General features: G+C 62.2%; 13 protein-coding genes. 1 reads left to right on the plus strand and 12 read right to left on the minus strand.

Annotation, left to right across the window (positions count from 1 at the left end):
* Positions 1–43: 43 nt before the first annotated feature.
* The 11 genes from FBY33_RS14225 to FBY33_RS14280 form a co-directional block, all read right to left on the minus strand.
* Positions 44–3,766, minus strand: a complete 3,723-nt coding sequence (locus tag FBY33_RS14225; RefSeq protein ID WP_142031118.1) for a heparinase II/III domain-containing protein — start codon at positions 3,764–3,766, stop codon at positions 44–46.
* A 485-nt stretch (positions 3,767–4,251) separates the two neighbouring features.
* The gene (locus tag FBY33_RS14230; protein ID WP_142031119.1) at positions 4,252–5,418 is read right to left on the minus strand and encodes a glycerate kinase; all 1,167 of its coding nucleotides are present in this window, start codon (positions 5,416–5,418) and stop codon (positions 4,252–4,254) included.
* Position 5,419: 1 nt separating this feature from the next.
* A complete protein-coding gene (gene dctA / locus FBY33_RS14235; protein ID WP_142031120.1) occupies positions 5,420–6,898 on the minus strand; it encodes a C4-dicarboxylate transporter DctA in 1,479 nt (492 codons plus the stop codon).
* 166 nt (positions 6,899–7,064) lie between these two features.
* Complete coding sequence (locus FBY33_RS14240) at positions 7,065–8,162, minus strand: tartrate dehydrogenase (protein WP_142031121.1); 1,098 nt, start codon at positions 8,160–8,162, stop codon at positions 7,065–7,067.
* Between the two features lie 133 nt (positions 8,163–8,295).
* Positions 8,296–9,207: a LysR family transcriptional regulator gene (locus FBY33_RS14245; RefSeq protein WP_142031122.1), complete on the minus strand. Its 912-nt coding sequence runs from the start codon at positions 9,205–9,207 to the stop codon at positions 8,296–8,298.
* A 271-nt stretch (positions 9,208–9,478) separates the two neighbouring features.
* Positions 9,479–10,840 (minus strand): ferredoxin reductase family protein, encoded by a 1,362-nt coding sequence (locus tag FBY33_RS14250; RefSeq protein ID WP_200831390.1) that lies wholly within the window; start codon positions 10,838–10,840, stop codon positions 9,479–9,481.
* A gap of 704 nt (positions 10,841–11,544) precedes the next feature.
* Positions 11,545–11,904, minus strand: a complete 360-nt coding sequence (locus FBY33_RS14255) for a hypothetical protein (RefSeq protein WP_142031123.1) — start codon at positions 11,902–11,904, stop codon at positions 11,545–11,547.
* Positions 11,905–12,603: 699 nt separating this feature from the next.
* Positions 12,604–12,915, minus strand: coding sequence for a 4a-hydroxytetrahydrobiopterin dehydratase (locus tag FBY33_RS14260; protein WP_142031124.1), 312 nt, complete (start codon positions 12,913–12,915; stop codon positions 12,604–12,606).
* A gap of 493 nt (positions 12,916–13,408) precedes the next feature.
* Entirely contained in the window at positions 13,409–13,714 is a 306-nt protein-coding gene (locus FBY33_RS14265; RefSeq protein WP_142031125.1) for a hypothetical protein, read from the minus strand.
* Positions 13,715–14,873: 1,159 nt separating this feature from the next.
* Entirely contained in the window at positions 14,874–15,350 is a 477-nt protein-coding gene (locus FBY33_RS14275) for a hypothetical protein (protein ID WP_142031126.1), read from the minus strand.
* 193 nt (positions 15,351–15,543) lie between these two features.
* Positions 15,544–15,915: a rhodanese-like domain-containing protein gene (locus FBY33_RS14280; protein ID WP_142031127.1), complete on the minus strand. Its 372-nt coding sequence runs from the start codon at positions 15,913–15,915 to the stop codon at positions 15,544–15,546.
* 540 nt (positions 15,916–16,455) lie between these two features.
* Between FBY33_RS14280 and FBY33_RS14285 the strand changes: the two genes are divergently transcribed.
* Positions 16,456–17,742 (plus strand): hypothetical protein, encoded by a 1,287-nt coding sequence (locus tag FBY33_RS14285; RefSeq protein WP_142031128.1) that lies wholly within the window; start codon positions 16,456–16,458, stop codon positions 17,740–17,742.
* 76 nt (positions 17,743–17,818) lie between these two features.
* Here FBY33_RS14285 and FBY33_RS14290 read toward each other — a convergent pair whose 3' ends face one another.
* Positions 17,819–18,448: a TMEM175 family protein gene (locus FBY33_RS14290; RefSeq protein ID WP_235010576.1), complete on the minus strand. Its 630-nt coding sequence runs from the start codon at positions 18,446–18,448 to the stop codon at positions 17,819–17,821.
* Positions 18,449–18,712 lie beyond the last annotated feature (264 nt).

An 18,712-nucleotide genomic window follows, 5' to 3' on the forward strand; every position in this document is an offset into this window, starting at 1 on the left:
ACCGGCAGGCCCGCCTCAGCCGTCATGGGACCGAGCGTTCCTTTTACGGGGTCTTCATGAGCACCAGCGCCTGATGGGCGCTTACGCTGACGCTGGCCCCATTGACCGACCCATTCCCGGAGGGCGTCGCAGCACTCCACGAACCGGCCAGGCCGAGGTCAGTCTCCGCAGGGGCATCACCGCTGTTGAGGACGATCATTGCTCGCTCTCCGCTGGCGGTGACGAGCTCGAAGGCCTTCAGGGAAGTCGACCCTGTGGCGTGCTCGATGGTTTCAAGCGGCTTCGCATCCTTGGCCCTGGGCTGGAGCAAAACCGTGTGGTCTGTTCCGGCAGGTTGGCCAAGCTGCAGCCACTGCTGGTTCTCCTGCGGCCAATCACCGGAGACCCTGCCCTTGTCCAGGGCAATTGAGGGTTGTGCCGATCCGAGGAGGTGTACATCCAGGTCCACTCCCTGATAGCCGTGGGCTACGAGCAGCCCGGGCGTCTGGTCCATTGAGGTGGTCAAGGTATGAAGGTTGAACCTGCTGGGGTTGGTTGATTTGATGCGGTCCCAGACAAGGTAGGCGTTAAATCCGCCCTTGAGCTGGATCATGTTGCGCTGGTAATCGGTAGCGCCCGGCGTGGCCCCGCCGGTCTGAACCAGGTCGAGTTTTTCGGAATAGTAGCGGACGGGCGTCTGCACGAAGGGGGCTGTGCCCTGCCAGGAGCCGTCGGACTGGAATTGGACGACGTTGTGAGCCGCGGCGCTGTTAAACCAGACGTTGTCACCGTTGAAGTAGCCTCCTGTTCCGGAGTCAAGCGCCAACGGAACAGACTTCCCCCAGAGCGAGAATCCGGAGCGGTCGTCGTGATTATGGCCCAGGGTGCGGGGTGTGTCAGACATGATGAGGTAGTTCTCGTCGGGGGTGCCAACTTTGTTCCGCAGGATGTCATAGCCAACGCTGGTCACTGCTGATGAGGTCAGGCCAGGGTCCTTGGCAGGCAGCGCAGGGTCAGTGTTCAGAAGCGGTGGAAGCGTCCAGGGATTCGCCCCGGTATCCGTGATCGGAGAACCTGCCCGCTGCCAGGTCCATTCCATTTCCCCGGAAAGTGCCGGGTCGGAGTCCTTGTAGAGAGCGGCATTCCATCCCAGGATCCGGTAGGGCTTTTCGTTGTAGTCGGCATCGCCGATGGCCGGCATCAGGACCGTTCCGGGCGCTTTGGTGTTCGTTGAATCCACTGGTGTTTGAATGTCCACCAGGAACGTGAACATTTTCTTCAGCTTGGGGTCGTTGACCAGGTCCGCGCCGCCTGCCCGTTTGAGGGCTTGAACGAACGGGACGAGCCGCACGAGGGGAGCCGCGTGATACCGCACGGTCTCGGGGAACGCGCCGTCGTCGCCGACGACGTTCTGAAGGGTCCATTCCACTTCACCTTGAGCGTGGGCTCTGTAGGTTTCAGCGGAGGTTAGGTTGGGCAGCGCCATGCTGACCAGCCCGACACCGATAGCCCTGTCGAGGTTCCAGTTGGAAATCCGTCCGGCCTCGGTTGAGCGGTCGTAGTAGGTTTGATTCATTTGGGTGTCCTGCATCCAGCCGAGGCGGTCCGTGAGCCAGGCGCGGTCGGTGTCACCCATCGACTTGGAGTTCATGACGAGGTCAAGTGCCTGGGCGAATCCGCCCATGGCCCGGCCGAAGTGCACCGCGCCGTAGCCGTCTTCACCGTTAGGCTTTCCACCAGTGCTGAGGGCGTAGTCCATGCCCCAGATTGATTCACCGATGAGGTATTTCAGACCCAGGATTGCCTTCTGCGCGGCGGTCTCGTCTCCGGTTACGAGGTAAACGTTGGCGTTGGCTTGGGTGGCTTCAAACAGCGGGGAGTCCCAACGGGTGTGCGTGTCCCAGTTATAGGCAGGCGTCTTGAATGCCGCTCCAACCGGCGCCCCGGCGTCGTTCGTGAAACTGACGGTCCAGGTGAGGCCGGTGCCTTCGATCAGGCCCCGCTGGCTGATGGTTGCTCCGAGTGAGTAGCGTGCACCTGCCGTTGCGGGCAGGTCCTGATTCAAAACGATGGTTGCCTTGTCTGATGGTGCAGCCCCTGCATACCTCAGGGAAACGGTATCGGCTGCCGCCCATTCCGTGGAGGTGGCTACAGCGGCGCCGGGAGTGGCCGAGGTGACCGACCATGGGCTCGCCGGGGTTCCAAAAGCCTCAAAACTGTTGTCGGAAATGGTCACCGGCTGGCCGTTGGCCAGCGAGGTAAGTGTCAGCGCATCCGCCATTGTTGACCCTTTGCCGGCCAGCTCGGCTGTGAGGCGCATCTTGGTGGCACCGGTCGGTACCGTATAAATGTTGCTTTGCGCGCGGTAGGGGTTGGCCAGGTAAGTGGGGTCCTTAAGCTGTTCAACGCTCCACTTCTTGGACAGTGCGAGTTGCCTTTGATATTCGTCACCGACAACTCCTGTCTTCACCCTCTCTCGGAGCGCCGCCACATCGGAGCTGCCGAGCAACAGCGATGGCCGGGATGTGACCGCCTTCGCTGCAGGGTCGATCACCGTGCTTCGGACCAGCGACAAATCATCGAACCAGGCCTGGCCCCGACCCTTCAGGCGGACAAACGCCTGCGCCTCCGTTGCGGCCGCGGGAGGGAAGGCCTGGAGACCCGCGGCATGCCAGTCAGTCGTGCCCTGAACACTGTCCACGACTTGTTCGCTGAGGGTCTTCCCATTTGCATCCAGGTATTTCACGCCAGCGGTGGCAGTGCCGCCGTCCAGGGCTGCCTTGATCATCGCCGAGAAATCGTAGCCGGCGAGGCGTTCCACGGGGAAGGCGGCAGACTCCAACACTGACTGATCGCCGTCGGACTTGTTGGCCAACGTCAGTGAATTCTCCCCGCTCTTGGCCGTTGCCGTGTCGACACCGGCGGTGTTACCAGCCGCCACACCAGGCAATGTCACCTGCCGAGCGATGGAAACATCATCAAACCAGGCTGTTCCACCGTTGTAGAGCCGGTAGTCGATGCGGACAGAGACCGCCCCTGCCGGGGCCGTGAGTGTGGATTCCACGTACGTCCAATCAGCAGTGGTGATGGTGTTGCTGATGACACGGTCACCACCGACGGTTTGGCCATTGGCGTTGCGGAAAATTACGAGTGGGCGGATATCACCTGCGGCGGCGTTCTGACCCTTGACCCAGAATCCGAATTTGTAAATGCCGGGAGTCACCGGCACGTAGTTGGTTTGCTGCCAGTCAGCAATTCCTCCCGGGACGCCATCGATCCGCAGTGATTTGGAACCCGTGTGTGCGACGGAAGGATCCCAGACCATCGTGGATTTCGGGGTGGCGTAATTAAAGGTTTTCCAGTTGTCAGGGGAGGTGGAACCCTGTTCTGCAGACGAGTTGGGCACAGCCACGGGTTCCCACTGGGTGGAAGCCGCAGCCCAACCTGCCGGAGCCAGCGGGGTCCCTATCGTTGACTCAGCCCCACCATTAGGGACCGTTTCCTGCTGCTGGCGGACGTTCGGGGCGATATCGTCAACATCCACGGCACCGTTGCCCAGGACATGGACGGAGACTTGAACGTTTTTCGCGTCTGCAGGAGTTGCTGCGGTCAGGCTGATTTCGGACCAGGATCCCGCCTTCAATGAAGTGGGGGCAGAAACCTCCTGGCCGACCTCCCGTCCATCTGCGGCGGTAAACCGCACCCGCAGTTCGGCCTTGGGCGTCCCGGCGCCCTGGCGAACCATAACCCGGTAGAAGACTACGTCGGTGGACTTTTTGAGCTTCACTTCCGGTAAACCCCGATGAAAGATCGACTCCAGGAGCTTGCTGGAGCGCCGCGCCAGCGCTGAGCGCCGTTGCGGGCGCCATGAATAAACAAAGCGCCAAGGCGCCGCCAAGTGGACGGCAAATTGCTGGATAGTTCAAAGGTGAACCCCTTCGTTCGTAACTGGTTGCGACATCAGAGCCCTAACGAGGGCAGACCAATCCCACGGCTCAAACATGATGTCCATCACTGATATCGATTTCATGAGTCTAGAAGGAGGTTCTCTGCCAGTGCAAGGGCCTGTTTGGTATGGGCTCATCAATGAACCGGCCCGCACGGATCCTCGGTCCCCGCAAGCGGGCTCTGATGGCCACAGCCTTGGGAAGATCAGTCGCTGCCTTCTGGACGTTCTCATAGGTTTGGAGATGAGGTCACCGTTCAAGGCGGACTGGCAATGAAAAGCACCCGCCCGTGTGACTCCCCGGACGGGTGCTTCAGTTTCCCACGTTAATTGGAGCCGAACTCCAGGAGGCTTATGCCGATGTCTTTGCCGATTTTTCGCAGCAGCAACACGGAGAGTTCGGGATCCTTTGATGAGTCCCGGTCGGTGTATTCAGCCAGGGTGACCACGCGGGTCAGATCCAGGTCTGGCCAGCGCTCTTTGGGGAGCATGGAGCGGCCGGAAACGGCGATAATGGGGCGATTTCCGGACCGTCGGGCCACCGCCACCGGTAGTTTCCCGGCAAGGGTTTGCTCGTCAATGCTGCCTTCGCCGGTGATCACAACGTCGCAGTTGTCCTTGCGGGTGTTGAAGTCGAGCAGGTCCAGGAAGTAGTCCGCGCCGGAGACTTGCCGGGCCCCGAGCAGGAGGCAGGCGTAGCCGATGCCGCCTGCGCTGCCTGCTCCGTCGTTTTCTGCCAGCGCCGCGGCGTCCTTGAATCCTGCTTCGGACATTTTCGCCACGAAGTTCGCCAGGGCCGCATCGAGCCCGGCAATATCAGCGGGCGTGGCACCCTTCTGCGGTGCAAATACCGCTGGTGCGCCCTGCTGGCCGCGGAGCGGGTTGTGGACATCCCTGGCTACTATCAGTTCAATCTCGCCCAGCTCGGGAAGGGCAGTCCGTTCCACGGTATGAATCTGGGCCAGCGCCCGTCCGCTACCGTAAAGTGGCCGGCCCTCTGCGTCGCGGAAGCGGTAGCCAAGGGCCGTGAGCATTCCCATCCCGCCGTCGGTGCTGGCGCTGCCGCCCAGGGCCAGGATGATGCGGGCCGGGTTGAGGGTAAGGGCGAAAAGGACTGCTTCGCCGAAGCCGTGACTGGAGGCCTCCAGCGGTTCGAGCTTTCCGTCGGGGAGCAGCCCGAGCCCGCAGGTGTTCGCCACCTCAACCACTGCCGTGGTGCCGTCGAACGCGATGCTTGCCTGCACCGGTTGGCCGGTGGGTCCTGCGACGGTGCAGCTGCGGCGACCGAAGCCGGAGGCGACGGCGGCATCGACACTGCCGTCACCTCCGTCCGCCAGCGGCAGCAGTTCGCAGTGGACCTGGCCGCCAGGGAAAGCGACTGAGCGGAGCCCTGAGGCCAGGGCGTCAGCCACTTCGCCGGCGGTGAGGCTGCCTTTGAACTTGTCCGGCGCGATAAGGGCGCGGACGCTTTGCTGGGCGGTTTCTGCCGTCATGTCAGACAGTTTCCGAGTAGGCAGGGCGGCGGCCGGTGGAGGGTTCGACGACGGCGGGTCCTCCGGGTGCCAGCCCTTCGGTTCCAGCGTGCTTGGGGGCGTGTAGGCCGTACCCGGCGATATCGTCGTCGATGTCGGTAGCGTCGTCCGCGTGGACCAGGTCCTCGGCAGGAATGGGCTCCACCGTTTCACCGGCAAAGACGCGGCGGGCGCGGTCCACGTCCAGGGTACGGTCCCACCAGGCGATGAAGAGGGTGGCCACGGCGTTGCCGGTGAAGTTCACCAGGGCCCGGCATTCGGACATGAACTTGTCGATGCCGAAGATGAGCATGATGCCGGCGGCCGGGATGGTGCCGATGGTGGTGAGCGTGGCGGTCAGGGCGATGAAGCCGCCGCCGGCCACTCCTGCTGCGCCCTTGGAGGTCAGCAGCATTACGGCGAGCAGGCCCAACTGCTGCCCGATGGTCAGGTCCGTGTTGGTGGCCTGAGCGATGTAGAGGGCGGCGAGGGAGAGGTAGATCGCGGCACCGTCGAGGTTGAAGCTGTAGCCGGTCGGGACCACCAGGCCCACGGTTTCCTTCTTGACGCCGGCGTGCTCGAGCTTGCGCATCAGCCCGGGCAGGGCGGGTTCGGCGGTGGAGGTACCCAGGATGAGCATGTACTCCTCCTTGAGGTGCCGGATCATCCGGAAGATGTTCAGCTTCAGGAAGGCCATCACTGAACCGAGGACCACCACCACAAACAGGATGGAGGTGACGTAGAAGAGGGCGATGAGCCCGCCCATGCTGGTCAGTGATGAGACGCCGTACTTGCCAACAGCGAAGGCCATGGCACCGAAGGCACCCAGCGGGGCTGCCTTCATGATGAAGCTGAGGATCTTGAACATGACCCCGGTGAGCCGCTGCACGCCATCCAGCACGGGAGCGCCTACTTTGCCCATGGAGTTCAGGGCGATGCCGAAGACCACGGCGATGAAGATGATCTGCAGGATGTCGCCTTCAACGAAGGGGCCTACGATGCTGTTCGGGATGATGTGGGTGAGGAACTGCCACCATTCCTGGTGCTGGCCGGCGTCGATAAGTTTGGCGGCCGAGTCGGAGGTCTTGATGGCACCGGGGTCGGCGTTCACGCCTTCACCGAGGCGGAAGATGTTGATGGCCACCAGTCCGAACACCATGGCGAAGATGGTGCCGACCTGGAAGTAGGTCAGGGCTTTCAAGCCGGTCATGCCGACTTTCTTCAGGTCCGCGACGCTGGCGATGCCGCCCACAATGGTCAGGAACACGATGGGGCCGATGAGCATCTTCATCGAGTTCACGAAGGTGGTGCCGATGGGCTCCATGGCGATGCCGGCGGTTGGGGCCAGCCAGCCGACAAGGATGCCGATGACAATTGCTGTCAGTACCCAGAAGTAGAGCTGGCGGTACCAGCGGGTTTTGGTGGCCGGTGTCGCTTTGCCGGCGGTGGTGATGTGGTCCATGATTCCTACCTCATTGTGGAATGTCGCTGGAATAACGCTGAAGTGTGTAAGGGGACGCTCGACGGCGGCCTTTCCGCCGCCCGCGGAGGTCCCTTCCCAACGCTCGCAAGCTCGCGTCGGGGCCCTCGGGACACCGCTTGGCTTGGGACCTCCCGGGAGAGACGTGCTAGACGGCGGCGGGTGCCAGGGTCAGTGCCTTGATGATCGCCTCGGTGACGTCGTCGGTTTTCGCGTCCCCGCCGACGTCGCGGGTCAGGTGGCCGGAGCCGGTGGCGGCTTCGATGGCGGCTTCGACCCGGCGTGCTTCCTCGTGCAGGCCGAAGTGGTCCAGCATCAGGGCGGCGCTGGCGATGGCGCCGATCGGGTTGCTGATGCCCTGGCCCGCGATGTCCGGAGCGGATCCATGGACCGGTTCGAACATGGACGGGAAGCGCCGTTCCGGGTTCAGGTTGGCGCTGGCGGCCAGGCCCAGGCTGCCGGCCAGTGCCGAGCCGAGGTCGGAGAGGATGTCCGCGTTCAGGTTGGAGGCGACCACGACGGAGAGGTCCTCGGGCTTGAGGATGAACTTGGCGCTCATCGCATCCACCAGAACGCTTTCGGTCTGCACGTCCGGGTAGTCCTGGGCCACGCGGTTGAAGACTTCGTCCCACAGGACCATGCCGTACTGCTGGGCGTTGGACTTCGTCACCGAGGAGACCTTCTTGACGGTGCGGGTCCGGGCCAGATCGAAGGCGAAGCGCATGATGCGTTCGCAGCCCTTTTCGGTGAACAACGCCGTCTGCAGGGCCACCTCGTTGCCGGGGCCGCGGCCGCTGAGATTGCGTCCGCCCAGGCCGGCGTATTCACCTTCGCTGTTTTCGCGGACTACAACCCAGTCGAGTTCGGTGTTGTCAGCCTTGCGAAGCGGGGATTGCACGCCCGGGAGGAACTTGACGGGGCGGATGTTGGCCCACTGGTCGAAGTTCTGGGTGATGTTCAGGCGCAGGCCCCACAGGCTGATGTGGTCCGGGACGTTTTCCCAGCCGACTGCGCCGAAGTAGATGGCGTCGAAGTCCTTCAGGGCGTCCAGGCCCTTGGGGTCCATCATCTGGCCGGTCTTGTCGTAGTACTCGGAGCCCCAAGGGAACTCGGTCCAGTCGAAGGCGAATTTCCCGTTGGAGTTTTCGGCCAGGGCGTCCAGGACGCGGCGGCCGGCGGCAACGACTTCCTTGCCCACGCCGTCGGCGGGGATTGAAGCGATGCTGAACTTCTGCGTGCTGCTCATGTTGATGTGTCTCCTCGTTGAGTGTGAGGTGCTTGCCTGGGAGCAGGGTCACACCGTTCCTTCCTCTTCAAGTAGACGGGCTCCAGTCCAACTGCGTCCAAGACCAAGATTCAATGCGCTAGATAGGATTAACCTATGAATGGTCGTGGGTCGGCTTTGATCGGTTCACGTGGAGTTTCGCAATCTCCAGAAACGCCTTTGCAGCCGGCGTGAGGTCTTGTTTCCGGCTCACGATTGCCACGTTGAGATCGGATACCGGCTCGATGAGAAGGGTGCGAAGCCCGGACCTGTGCGCCAGCGGGCCCCAGGACGAAGGCATAACGGCGTGCCCGACGCCTGCCAATACCAGGGGCAGAATGGAGGTCCGGTGCGCCACCTCAACCACGATCTCAAGATCCACACCGCGGGCCAGAGCATCATCTACGAGCCACCGCATCAATGATCCGCGCTGGCTTGCAATCAGCCGGTGTCCGGCCAGATCTTCCCGTTGGACCGCGACGCCAGGCTGAAAGGTATCCGCCTGCGGGTTCACAATCAGGATCAGTGGCTGGCGCTCCAGCTCGAGCACCTCGACGCCGGGGACCCGGATGGGATTGGGGGATCCAGCCAGTCCAATCTCCGTGCTGCCGCTGCGGACAGATTCGATGACGTCCTCCGGGGTGAAGGCGGCTACCACGTTCAATCGAACCGACGGGTGCGAGCGGGTGAACCCGGCGATCATCGAAGTCAAAGGTTCAATCCCCGGGGACGGCATCGTAATGATGTCCAACTGGCCGCTGCGGACACCTCGAAGAGCCTGTACCGCAGATTGGGCCGCATCAAGGTCCCGCATGACCAGCCGGGCAGGACCAACCAGCTCCTGACCGGCTTCGCTCAGAACAGCACGTCGACCGATCCTATGGAACAGTGGAACCCCCAAATCCTTTTCAAGACTGGCAATGGTTTGGGACAACGAAGGCTGCGCTATCAGCAAATGCTCTGCAGCGCGATTGAAGCCATCATGATCCACAACGGCCAGGAAATACTTCAGCTTTCGCGTATCCACGCAGTTTTCCTTAGGGAATTGATCGAGAGGCGGCTCGGACAGTGACCGCTCAAAGGTTCAGGAACGACAAGAGCTCACATGGCTCCCGCCTATCAACCATATTGATCCCTGGTCGTGGGCGCACCCCGCAAAGCAGCCGCTTTCATGCAATTCCAACGATGGCCGGAAACCATGAACGTCTCCAATTCCAACCTTTCCGCTCGGCATTTTCCATTTGCCTTCACAAGGCGGTTGTTGGCGTCTGCTGGATGCGGTTCATTGCACGGTGGGATTAGAAGCTGAATTCCTCCTGGTGGAGTTGTCTTCGTGGCAGGCCCGCCTGGATCAGGGCCGCTGTCACGGCGGCGGAAAATCTTGGGGACGCGCAGATGTAGACGTCACGGGATGCAATATCCGGAACCATTTGCTGGAGGCTTTGGGCGGTTATCGCGTTCCGGGGGGCTGAGGAACTCCCGGTCAGGAAGATCAGCTGGGCGCCCCGGTGGTGGGCGATGTGTTCAAGCTCGTCGCGGAAAAGTATCTCCTCTGGAGAGGACGCCCGGTAGAGCAGGGTCAGGGTTCTTTCGGGGACCGGCAGTGTTTCGAAGAGTGCACGCATGGGGGTGATGCCTACCCCGCCGCCGATCAGGAGGACTCCTCGTCCTTGGCGCCGTTCGTTCGTCATGGCGCCGTACGGGCCGGCGGCGAGGACTCTTGTGCCGGGTTTCACGGCGTGGATCAGCCGCGTGCCGTCACCGATCGCTTTGACGGTTATCCGCAGGAACTGCTCGTGGGGTGGTGCTGAGAGTGAGAAGGGGTGGGACGATAACCAGAGGGTTCCGGTCAGGAATCGCCAGCGGAAGAATTGTCCGGATTCGGCGTGGAGTTCGTCGAGGTGGCGGCCGCGAAGGATGAGGCTGGCCGCTCCGCCTCCTTCATCGATCACGTGATCAACGCGCAGCCCATGGCGCCATAGTTGCGTGAGCGGTGCCAGGACCCGGTACCGGAGTACCAGCCCGAAGCTGAAGGTGTAGAGCAGGCTCCACGCGACCTGTACAAGGGGAAGTCCTGCCAGGTCGGGGCCTGCCAGTTCGTGGGAGAAGGACAGTGCGATCGCCAGGTAGGTCAGCAGGTGGAGGAAGTGCCAGGTCTCGTACTTCAGTCTGCGGCGCACGTTCCGTGCAGAAACGTAGCCAACCGCCAGGAAGAGCACTGTTCCGGCCGTGGCAGCGACAAGTCCTGGCATGTGGAGAACTTCCGCGGTGGCAGCCCATATCGGGATGCGTTGACCCATTGACCATGCCACGGTCGCGGCGACGCCATGGATGAGGATGAGTGCGAAGATTGCCCTGCCGCCCAAACCGTGCCATCGGGCCAGACGGTCAGCACCGATTCCGCGTTCCAGGGCAGGTGCGCGTGACATCAGTGCCACCATGACGGTTACACCGTAGCCGGCAAGCAGACCGGATGTGTGTGCCAGGAGGGGAAGATTGAACAACACCGGGTGGGGAGCCTTTATGACCGCGAGGGCAACGACGGCGACTGCACCTGCCATGACCAGCCAGAGCACCACAGCGGGCGAAATACTTCCTCCTGCGGTCCCTCCCGGTGAATCGGACCGTGCAAATCCGGAACGGTCGGCTGTTGCAGTCATGGTCTTCTTTCTTTGACGCGCGGCTAAAGCGGCGCAGTCGGGTTCTTGGATTGTTTAAAAGCGGTCTTAGTGCCTTCCCCGGCCGTCGGCCCGTGCAGGCCCGCCGCCTGCAGGCGCGGGACGAACCTGTTGATTCGGGGCGGCCCCTGCACCTGAGCCGACGGTATCCGCGCCCGCGATTATTGAGGGTTGAACAGGAGAAACGGCTGGACCGTCCAGGCCCAGCTGCACACCAACGATGACGGCAGCTGCGACGACCGTGACGGATAACGCCCTCCGGAACCAAGCCCACGCAAGAGCGCGGTCCCGTGCCGGACGCCGTGCTATGACGTGTCGGGGACCAGCCGGCGCGGTGGTGCTCATGGCCTGCTCCCGCCAACGGGGTGTGCGTTCCCCGGATTCTTTACGCTTTCGCAAAATGCCGCTGACGGCACTTTGTCCGTCCAGGAGTCGGTTTCCTGCAACACGGCAACTCGCATAGCGGCCAGGGCAGAGATGGATTGGGGACGGTCTGCAACCGGCAGGACCGGGGGGCAGTAGACGATGGTCATCAGCGTCTTTCTTGAGCGGTGGTTCATCAGGATGACCTGAGTCAGGGGCGGCCGGCAACCGGGCCTTGAAGGTCGCTTGACCACATGAAGTGGGAAGGGAAAGCCGGGCGGACGCCGATGGTGGCGTCCGCCCGGAGATCCAGGGGCGTGGGCTCAGTGCCCGCCGGTTTCGGTGGCGGTGATGGTGAAGTCGGTGTCGAGCTTGACGGTGGCGTGGGTGTTGTCGGATGTGGTGATGTGGGCTTCGTAGGCGGCGGATCCGTCGTCTTCGTTGGTCATGGCATCGATGGTGGCGCCTGCGTTGGCGGCCAGGACGGCGGCCTTGACCTTGTCAGCGGTATCACCCGTGAGGGCCGTTTCGTTTCCATGGTCCGCACCGGCCTTGCCCGTACTGGACGGGCTGGGTGTTGTGGTGGCGGCGTTTGCGGGCAGTGCGGCGGCGGTGAGGGCTCCGCCTCCGATGAGTGCTCCGATCAGAGTGGCACCTGCAGCGATTTTCCGGACGCTATTCACAGTTTGTTCTCCTTGTTGGTTCCACTCCGGATTTCGAAGCTGTTCTTATCCTGGGTGGGGTCGCTGTCCGGGCGCTTTGGCCCTGCTGTGGAGGAACTGTGACTGATTCGGCTGGACATGGAGCCACAAACAAGAGCGGCCCCTCCCGGGATGGATGCTTCGCTGACGGAATCCAGACGTACGGGCAGTTGGGCCGGGTCTGACCCAACTGCCGATCACGCGCTGAACGCAGGCGGCAGTGGCACCGGCGTTGTGGAACAAGTTGGTGCACAATTACCCGGACGTCCCGCACGACCTCATAAGCCTGGCCGCTGCTGTCCGGGTTCAGATCTAAGACAGGCGGTCGGTGGTGTGTATGAACTGCCCTAATCACCCTATTTTGAGCGTCCTGCCGCCTGACGTCAGGTTGGGGTGTGACCAAACCTGGTCTTCAGGGCAGGGAACCTAAGGGAGCAGCCTCGTCAAGGACTGCAGGTTTAAGGAGCGCGCTGGGAGCTTCCGGCAACGCCCTTTCTTAATGGGGTGTGAATCTGTTGGGAGCCCTAGGCTACATGCAAGGCTTCAGGACGAATTTGGCATTCGGGTGTAACGGGCCTAGGCGTGTCCGGCGGGCAGGATGGTGCTGGCACCGACCGCGCCTCTTGGCGTAGCTGCTCATCGCCTCGACGATCTGTTCCCCCGGTGCCCGACGGCGCGGGCTCACTCCGCGGCGGCGACTCCGAGGTCCGCGGCGTGGCCGCTGATGGTGCGGGCCATGTCGATGTCGCGGCTGGTGATTCCCCCGACATCGTGGCTCGAGAGCGTGACGCCGACCTCGGGGTAGGTGAGCGTGAGGTCGGGGTGGTGGTTGGCCTCCTCGGCGGAGGCGCCGATGCGGTTCACGAACTCCAGCCCGGTGGAGAACTTCCGGGTCCTGAAGGTGGCGGCGAGGGCGTCGCCGGCCACGCGCCAGCCGGTGAGCCCGGCCTCGGCGAGCTCGGCGGCGGACAACTTCCGTTGGGGATCAGTCATAGAGCCATCATGGCTCCGGATGGCCGCCTTGGGCTACCCCTGGAGGCGCCACCGGCGCCGGCGACTGAGGGTAAAACGTCCGCACCGCGGCATAACGCGGGTACGCCCTGGCAGGTGAGAGAAAAGGCCCAGTTCGTGGTGCCAGTCGCGTCCTTCTCCGAGCTCCCCCGGCCAAATTCGAAGGCCGGTAATGGACGTTCTGTGAGGGTGGCAGTGATGTTCCAATTTCGGGCACCTGACCATCTCAAGATACAGGCGAACCTACCTGTGCTGTGGCAAAGGGACCTGACATCATCGTCCCACGACAGGTCCGTTACCCGGCGGGATCATCGACAGTTTCAAGAGGGGATGGTTCGTAAGTCTGGGCGCCAGGGGCTTGGGTTTGGTCGGTGCACGCGAAAGAGCCCCGGCCGGTGGCCAAGGCTCTTCGCATGATCGGAAAGAGGAAAGACGGCTACGTGTGCTGTGGCTCGTTCCTCATCGCTCGCGCGTACTAGTTGTTGATAATGCGAACTGGACCGGTGGCGGCATCGCAGACGGTTACCGCGTTGCCGGTGGCATCCACTGCTTCGCCGAGAACTGCTATCGATCCGATGTCCGCGACATCGCAGAGATTTGCTGCGACACTGGCGGCTACATTGACGTCAACAGCATCCTCGACGGTGATGTCGCCGACAGTGACACTCACGAGGCCATCATTCAATGTGTTGTTGTTTGCGGCCTGGGAAGGTCCGGCAACGGCGCCCATCAGGAACAGGCTTCCAGCGGCTGCGACGGTGGCTTTCTTCAGAACTGACATGTTTCGCTCCCTTGATATCGGCCCTCGTACCCCATCCGGCAGTCCAGTATTAGTTCTTGGGCTGCTGAAGGCCGTGCTGATGCATGGCGCAGGGGACCGGGCGTCTCTGTGGTTGCTTCTTTTGGCATCCGCCGGTTCGGCGGGGGAAGGCGGTTCAACCGGCTCGGCGCCCAAATGTCGCTTTAGTCGAGATGGGCATTAGGCCTTGGGAAGGCCCCGGGTTAAACATCTGTATTGCGCTTCCATTAACGAGCCTAAAGCTAAGTATGCTTAGCAGTCAAGGGGAAGTCGCGCCATAAATTAGATTGCCGGTTCTTGCGGCCTCCCAGGAACCTCGGGCACGGTGTATTCCCTCGTCAGGGGCGATTTTGCTTTGACATGTCTAAAAAGCTGGTGTTCGCGGCATCTAAAGAGTTGGGTCGCGGGCTGTGGCCGGGCTGCCGCGGCCTATTCAGGTGCGTGGCTGGCGGGTTCAAGTCCCTGGCTGAAGGCCTTCCGCCTGCTGTGGTCGGGTCTGTGCAGTCCTCGTTCCGGTTCTTTCGGGTAGGCCGGGGGGCCTACACCTGTTCATGGTTCCGGACTGGGGTTACAACATGACTTCCTGATTTCGGTGCGGACCCGTACTTGAACCTTGCCTCGGTGCCCACATAGAAGCTGGGGTGTACTGTTGTCCTGCCAAAGAGGGTGTGGACAGCGCCCTTTGTGAACAGCCGACGAACTCGAGTCCATTGCCCGCGGCACCCCTTTGCCGACATTGCCCGCGGCAACTGGTGACCCCACGACTGGTGGACCGCAGGACCACGGCGCCCCGACCGGCTTGAGGACGTCAAAGGCACCCATCGAACGTTCTGCTGCCAGCGGCAGGGGTGCGAAGGGCGTCAAGGCCGAAGGTGACTATTCCAGGCCATCAACCGACCAGTGACACTGCACTGCGCGAGACCCCTGCCCGTCGTGCCACATCCAGTGCCGCTGCTTTGCGTTTGGCCATGCTGATTCATCCCCTGCCTTTGGGCTTGGCATACCTAACTCATGTGAGGGCTAGGTGTACTGCCTTGGTTTGAACCAGGATGAGGTGGCGCCTGCAGGGTACACGGAACGTTCTAATGCTCTGTCCGTTGACGCCGGGCAATCAGGGGAACGTTCGGCGCTCGTCGGTCGCCTATTTCGCCGTCGTCTCAGCGTGTCCGAACCGCTCCCGGGCAATTTTGACGGACGTGCCGAGGGCAGCACCGATAACCTCCCAGGAGTCCCCGTTTGCGCGGGCGGCGCTGACGGCGGCGTCCAGCTCGGCCTCGGCCTTCACGGCGGCCGAACGGGCAACGGTGATCCGGCGAAAGCCGGCGGCGTCCCTGTCCACGCGGGGCGCCGGACTCAGGCGAAGGAGCGTACCATTTACCCGCAACGGCGCGGCTAAGTGCTCGACGTGCAGGACGTACTCTTCTTCGGGCCCGCGCTGAACGTAGAGGGTGAAGACGACCTTTCCCTCGCCGTCGTCAAAGTCCACTTTCCCGTGGCTCTCACTCGGGCCAACGGGCCACGGGCGCGGCTTCAACCGCCCTCCCGCTTCGTACTGCGTCGGCTCGTGGAGATGCCCCCCGTGCCGGAAGTCGGGGGCCTGTGCGTCACGAGGTGTCATGCTGACCGTTCTCCTTCAAGTTAATCTTGCCGCTGCGCCCCGACGGTGTTCGCAGTGGCATGTGGGCAGCGCTTTGGTACAGATACCAGTAGAAGTTACTGCGGGTTCAGGCACACGAGTACCGGGTACTCGATCCTCCCGCCAAGTGCTGGAAGACTTTCCCCGTGTATTGGGCCTACCCCGCGCGAGGTATTTAGTCGTACTGCTTGCGCAGCGCTGCCCAGGCCTGGAAACCGCCGATCAGGTCGGTGGCACGTTTTAGCCCCAGCCGCTGCAGGGTGTGCGCGGCGAGGCTGGAGCTGTAGCCCTCGTTGCAGACAACTATGATCCGGCGGCCAGGGTCGTCAGCGATTGGGAGCCTGTGGGGGCTGGAGGGATCGAGCCGCCACTCGAGAACGTTTCGGTCGATGATGACCGCGCCGGGAAGGTCACCGTCGCGGTCCCGCTGATCGACCGGGCGTGTGTCAACAACAAGGGCGCCCGCTGCCATCTCCCTGTCGAGATCCGCCGGGTGAACGCGTTCAAGTCCGACGCGGCTCTCCAGCAGTAACTCGTTGATCGTCATAGTCCCAAGGGAATCACTCGAATCTGAACTCCGCTGACAGACTGCGACCCCATCGTCGGGAATGTCAGACTGATTCACTGTTTGGCTCGCTTTCTGCTTATCATTCCGTGCTTCCACCCTGAGGCGAACGAGGAGCTGCTCTTTGTAGCCAATTACAAGGGTGTGGGGGAGTCCGGTCAACAGGCGTCAGCCAGGCGATAAGCATCGTGGCCGGCCCTGTTGTTCCTCCCATTGAACTGCAGACCTCGCCCAGAACCGGCTCGTCAGCGGAAAGGGGGTAATGCACATGGCTACCTAACGTGCCCCCTTCAACCTCCCCTTTTTTGCTCCGCTGCGATTCAGGGTATCCCGAGCGGACGAATGGCGGACGTACAGTGTTCCTGCCTGGAGGTGATGAAATAGCCTCCGCGTCGTATTCCACACATGGCATTCCCATCGCCACTAACTGGGCATCGGCAAATTCATTGTTACGGCCGTTGCACCTGAAGGAATTTATCAGCAAAAGAATAAGTCCACCGACATAACTCTGAGGGGACCGTTATGCGTCTGCTACGCCTTTTCATCGCTCTGTTAGTCGCGGCGGCCGGCACTGTCGCACTTCCCGTGCCGGCCCAGGCCGCCGACGTCGGAATTCCCGGGCCGTCCTATGCGGGCGACGGCGTGAAAACCCCGACGGCGGACAAGGCCCAAAGCAAGCTTTGGTTTCAGGATGGGAGCTGGTGGGGACTGTTGTGGAGCCCGTCTGCACATGCCACGACGATTCACAGGCTCGACGTCGCAACACAGGCGTGGCAGAACAAGGATACGGTTGTTGACGCACGGCCCAACGCGCGCGGTGACGCACTCTGGGACGCAAAGGACGGCAAGCTCTACGTCGTGTCGGGCACCACGGTGCGCTCGGAGTGGAGTTCGCCGCCTTCCCAGCAGGCAGTGACCTCCGGGTCCGCACTGCTTCACCGCTTCAGCTACAACGCATCGACGAAGACCTACTCAGAGGACGCCGGGTTCCCCGTCACCCTCCACAAGGGGAGTACGGAATCGATAACGGTGGCCAAGGACTCCCTCGGCAAGCTGTGGGTCACCTACACCACCGTTTCGTCCGACAACAGCAACCGTGTCTACGTCAACCACTCGACCACCAGCGACACGGAGTGGGCCACTCCCTTCGTCCTGCCCACAACCAACGCCCAGGTGCACTACGACGACATCTCCGCAGTCACGTCCTTCCAGGGCGACAAGATCGGCATCATGTGGAGTAACCAGAAGCCGGGGCAAAAGAAGTTCTACTTTGCCGTTCATCAGGACGGCCAGCCGGACAAGTCGTGGCAGACGGAGGTGGCCTACGGCGGAGGAAAGAACTGCACGGGGGGATGCGCGAACGACCATCTGAACCTCAGGCAGCTGACAAGCGACGGCAGCGGCCGTCTTTACGCTGCGATCAAGACAGCCAATCGAAATGCAGGCCAGACGTTGGTGGCGCTCCTGGTGCGCGACGGCAAAGGCGACTGGACCAGCGCTGAGTTCGGTGAGGTGCAGGACCTCCATACCCGGCCCATGGTCATGATCGACGAGGAACACGGCCAGGTCTGGATGTTCGCGGTCGCGCCCGAGGTAGGCGGCACCATCTATTACAAGAAATCGCCGCTTAACAACGTTTCCTTCGCACCCGGCGCCGGCACGCCGATCATCAGCAGCAGTACCGACACAGACATCAACGACCCCACCTCAACCAAACAAAGCGTCAACAGCCAGACCGGCCTGGTGGTGTTGGCCTCTGCGAGAAACAACGCCCGCTACTGGCACGCCAATATAGACCTCAGGGGCTGAAGCAGAACGGGAATCTCTGGGGGTGCGGCCAAAGTCTGTCATGAGGAACCATGCGTCTTTGGCCTGCCCGTGCCGCCTAGCTGTTTCCAACGTCACCGTGGTGGGCCGAGGCGACGAAATGCTCCACGCGCCGGTCCGGCACCAGCCAGATCAACGCCACGACTGTATAGACGGCAATCCCGAGCAGGGGCTGGGCAAGGGTAAGCGCGATGCCCAGAAGGTAGATCAGCGGGGACGCTTTGCCCTTCCAGTCCCGGCCGACAGCCTTGGCGAGCGCCCCGTCCCTGCCCTGCACGGCGATCAGCCGGCGTTCGAGGATGAAGTAGGCGATCGCGGCTAACAGCAGATTGATGCCGTAAAGCAGGACAGGGACCTGGATGAAGCCGGATTCATCCATCCACCGTGTCGTAAACGGGAACAGCGACAGCCAGAACAAAAGGTGAAGGTTGGCCCACAGGATCCCGCCGTTCACCCGGCTCGCCAGGTGGATCATGTGGTGGTGGTTGTTCCAGTAGATGCCCACGTACACGAAACTCAGCAAGTAACTGAACAAGGTGGGCAGAATGCCGGCCACACCTGCCCAAGTTGGTTCCTCGGGGACGTGAAGTTCCAGCACCATGATGGTGATGATGATCGCCAGGACGCCGTCGCTGAATGCTTCGAGCCGGTTCTTGTTCATGACGTGGGGTCCCTTCGGAAGGCTCACTGATGCTGTTTCTCAGTGTGCGATCGAGCGTTGCGGCGCCCTGGGCCCGGCAATGACGAGCTTGCTGCCCAGCCAGCCTAACGCGAGGCCGGCCAAGGCCATTCCCTCACGTGTTCCCCTGGGCATCCTTCCTGCTTCCGGGGGCATTCCGGGTTCAGCCAGTGGCCCTGCGAGGATGCCTTCACCGATGGCGAAGGCAACGGGCGAAGGACACCGGGTAAAGCGCCATGGGAGCCTCCTTTGCAGCTCACTCCACGATGCCCT

The organism is Arthrobacter sp. SLBN-112 (assembly GCF_006715225.1).
Taxonomy (GTDB): Bacteria; Actinomycetota; Actinomycetes; order Actinomycetales; family Micrococcaceae; genus Arthrobacter.

Bases quoted from the DNA above. Each gene is read 5' to 3' on its own strand.
- FBY33_RS14230 (WP_142031119.1), bottom strand. From the start codon at position 5,418: ATGACGGCAGAAACCGCCCAGCAAAGCGTCCGCGCCCTTATCGCGCCG.
- dctA (WP_142031120.1), bottom strand. From the start codon at position 6,898: ATGGACCACATCACCACCGCCGGCAAAGCGACACCGGCCACCAAAACC.
- FBY33_RS14240 (WP_142031121.1), bottom strand. From the start codon at position 8,162: ATGAGCAGCACGCAGAAGTTCAGCATCGCTTCAATCCCCGCCGACGGC.
- FBY33_RS14250 (WP_200831390.1), bottom strand. From the start codon at position 10,840: ATGACTGCAACAGCCGACCGTTCCGGATTTGCACGGTCCGATTCACCG.
- FBY33_RS14260 (WP_142031124.1), bottom strand. From the start codon at position 12,915: ATGACTGATCCCCAACGGAAGTTGTCCGCCGCCGAGCTCGCCGAGGCC.
- FBY33_RS14265 (WP_142031125.1), bottom strand. From the start codon at position 13,714: ATGTCAGTTCTGAAGAAAGCCACCGTCGCAGCCGCTGGAAGCCTGTTC.
- FBY33_RS14275 (WP_142031126.1), bottom strand. From the start codon at position 15,350: ATGACACCTCGTGACGCACAGGCCCCCGACTTCCGGCACGGGGGGCAT.
- FBY33_RS14280 (WP_142031127.1), bottom strand. From the start codon at position 15,915: ATGACGATCAACGAGTTACTGCTGGAGAGCCGCGTCGGACTTGAACGC.
- FBY33_RS14285 (WP_142031128.1), top strand. From the start codon at position 16,456: ATGCGTCTGCTACGCCTTTTCATCGCTCTGTTAGTCGCGGCGGCCGGC.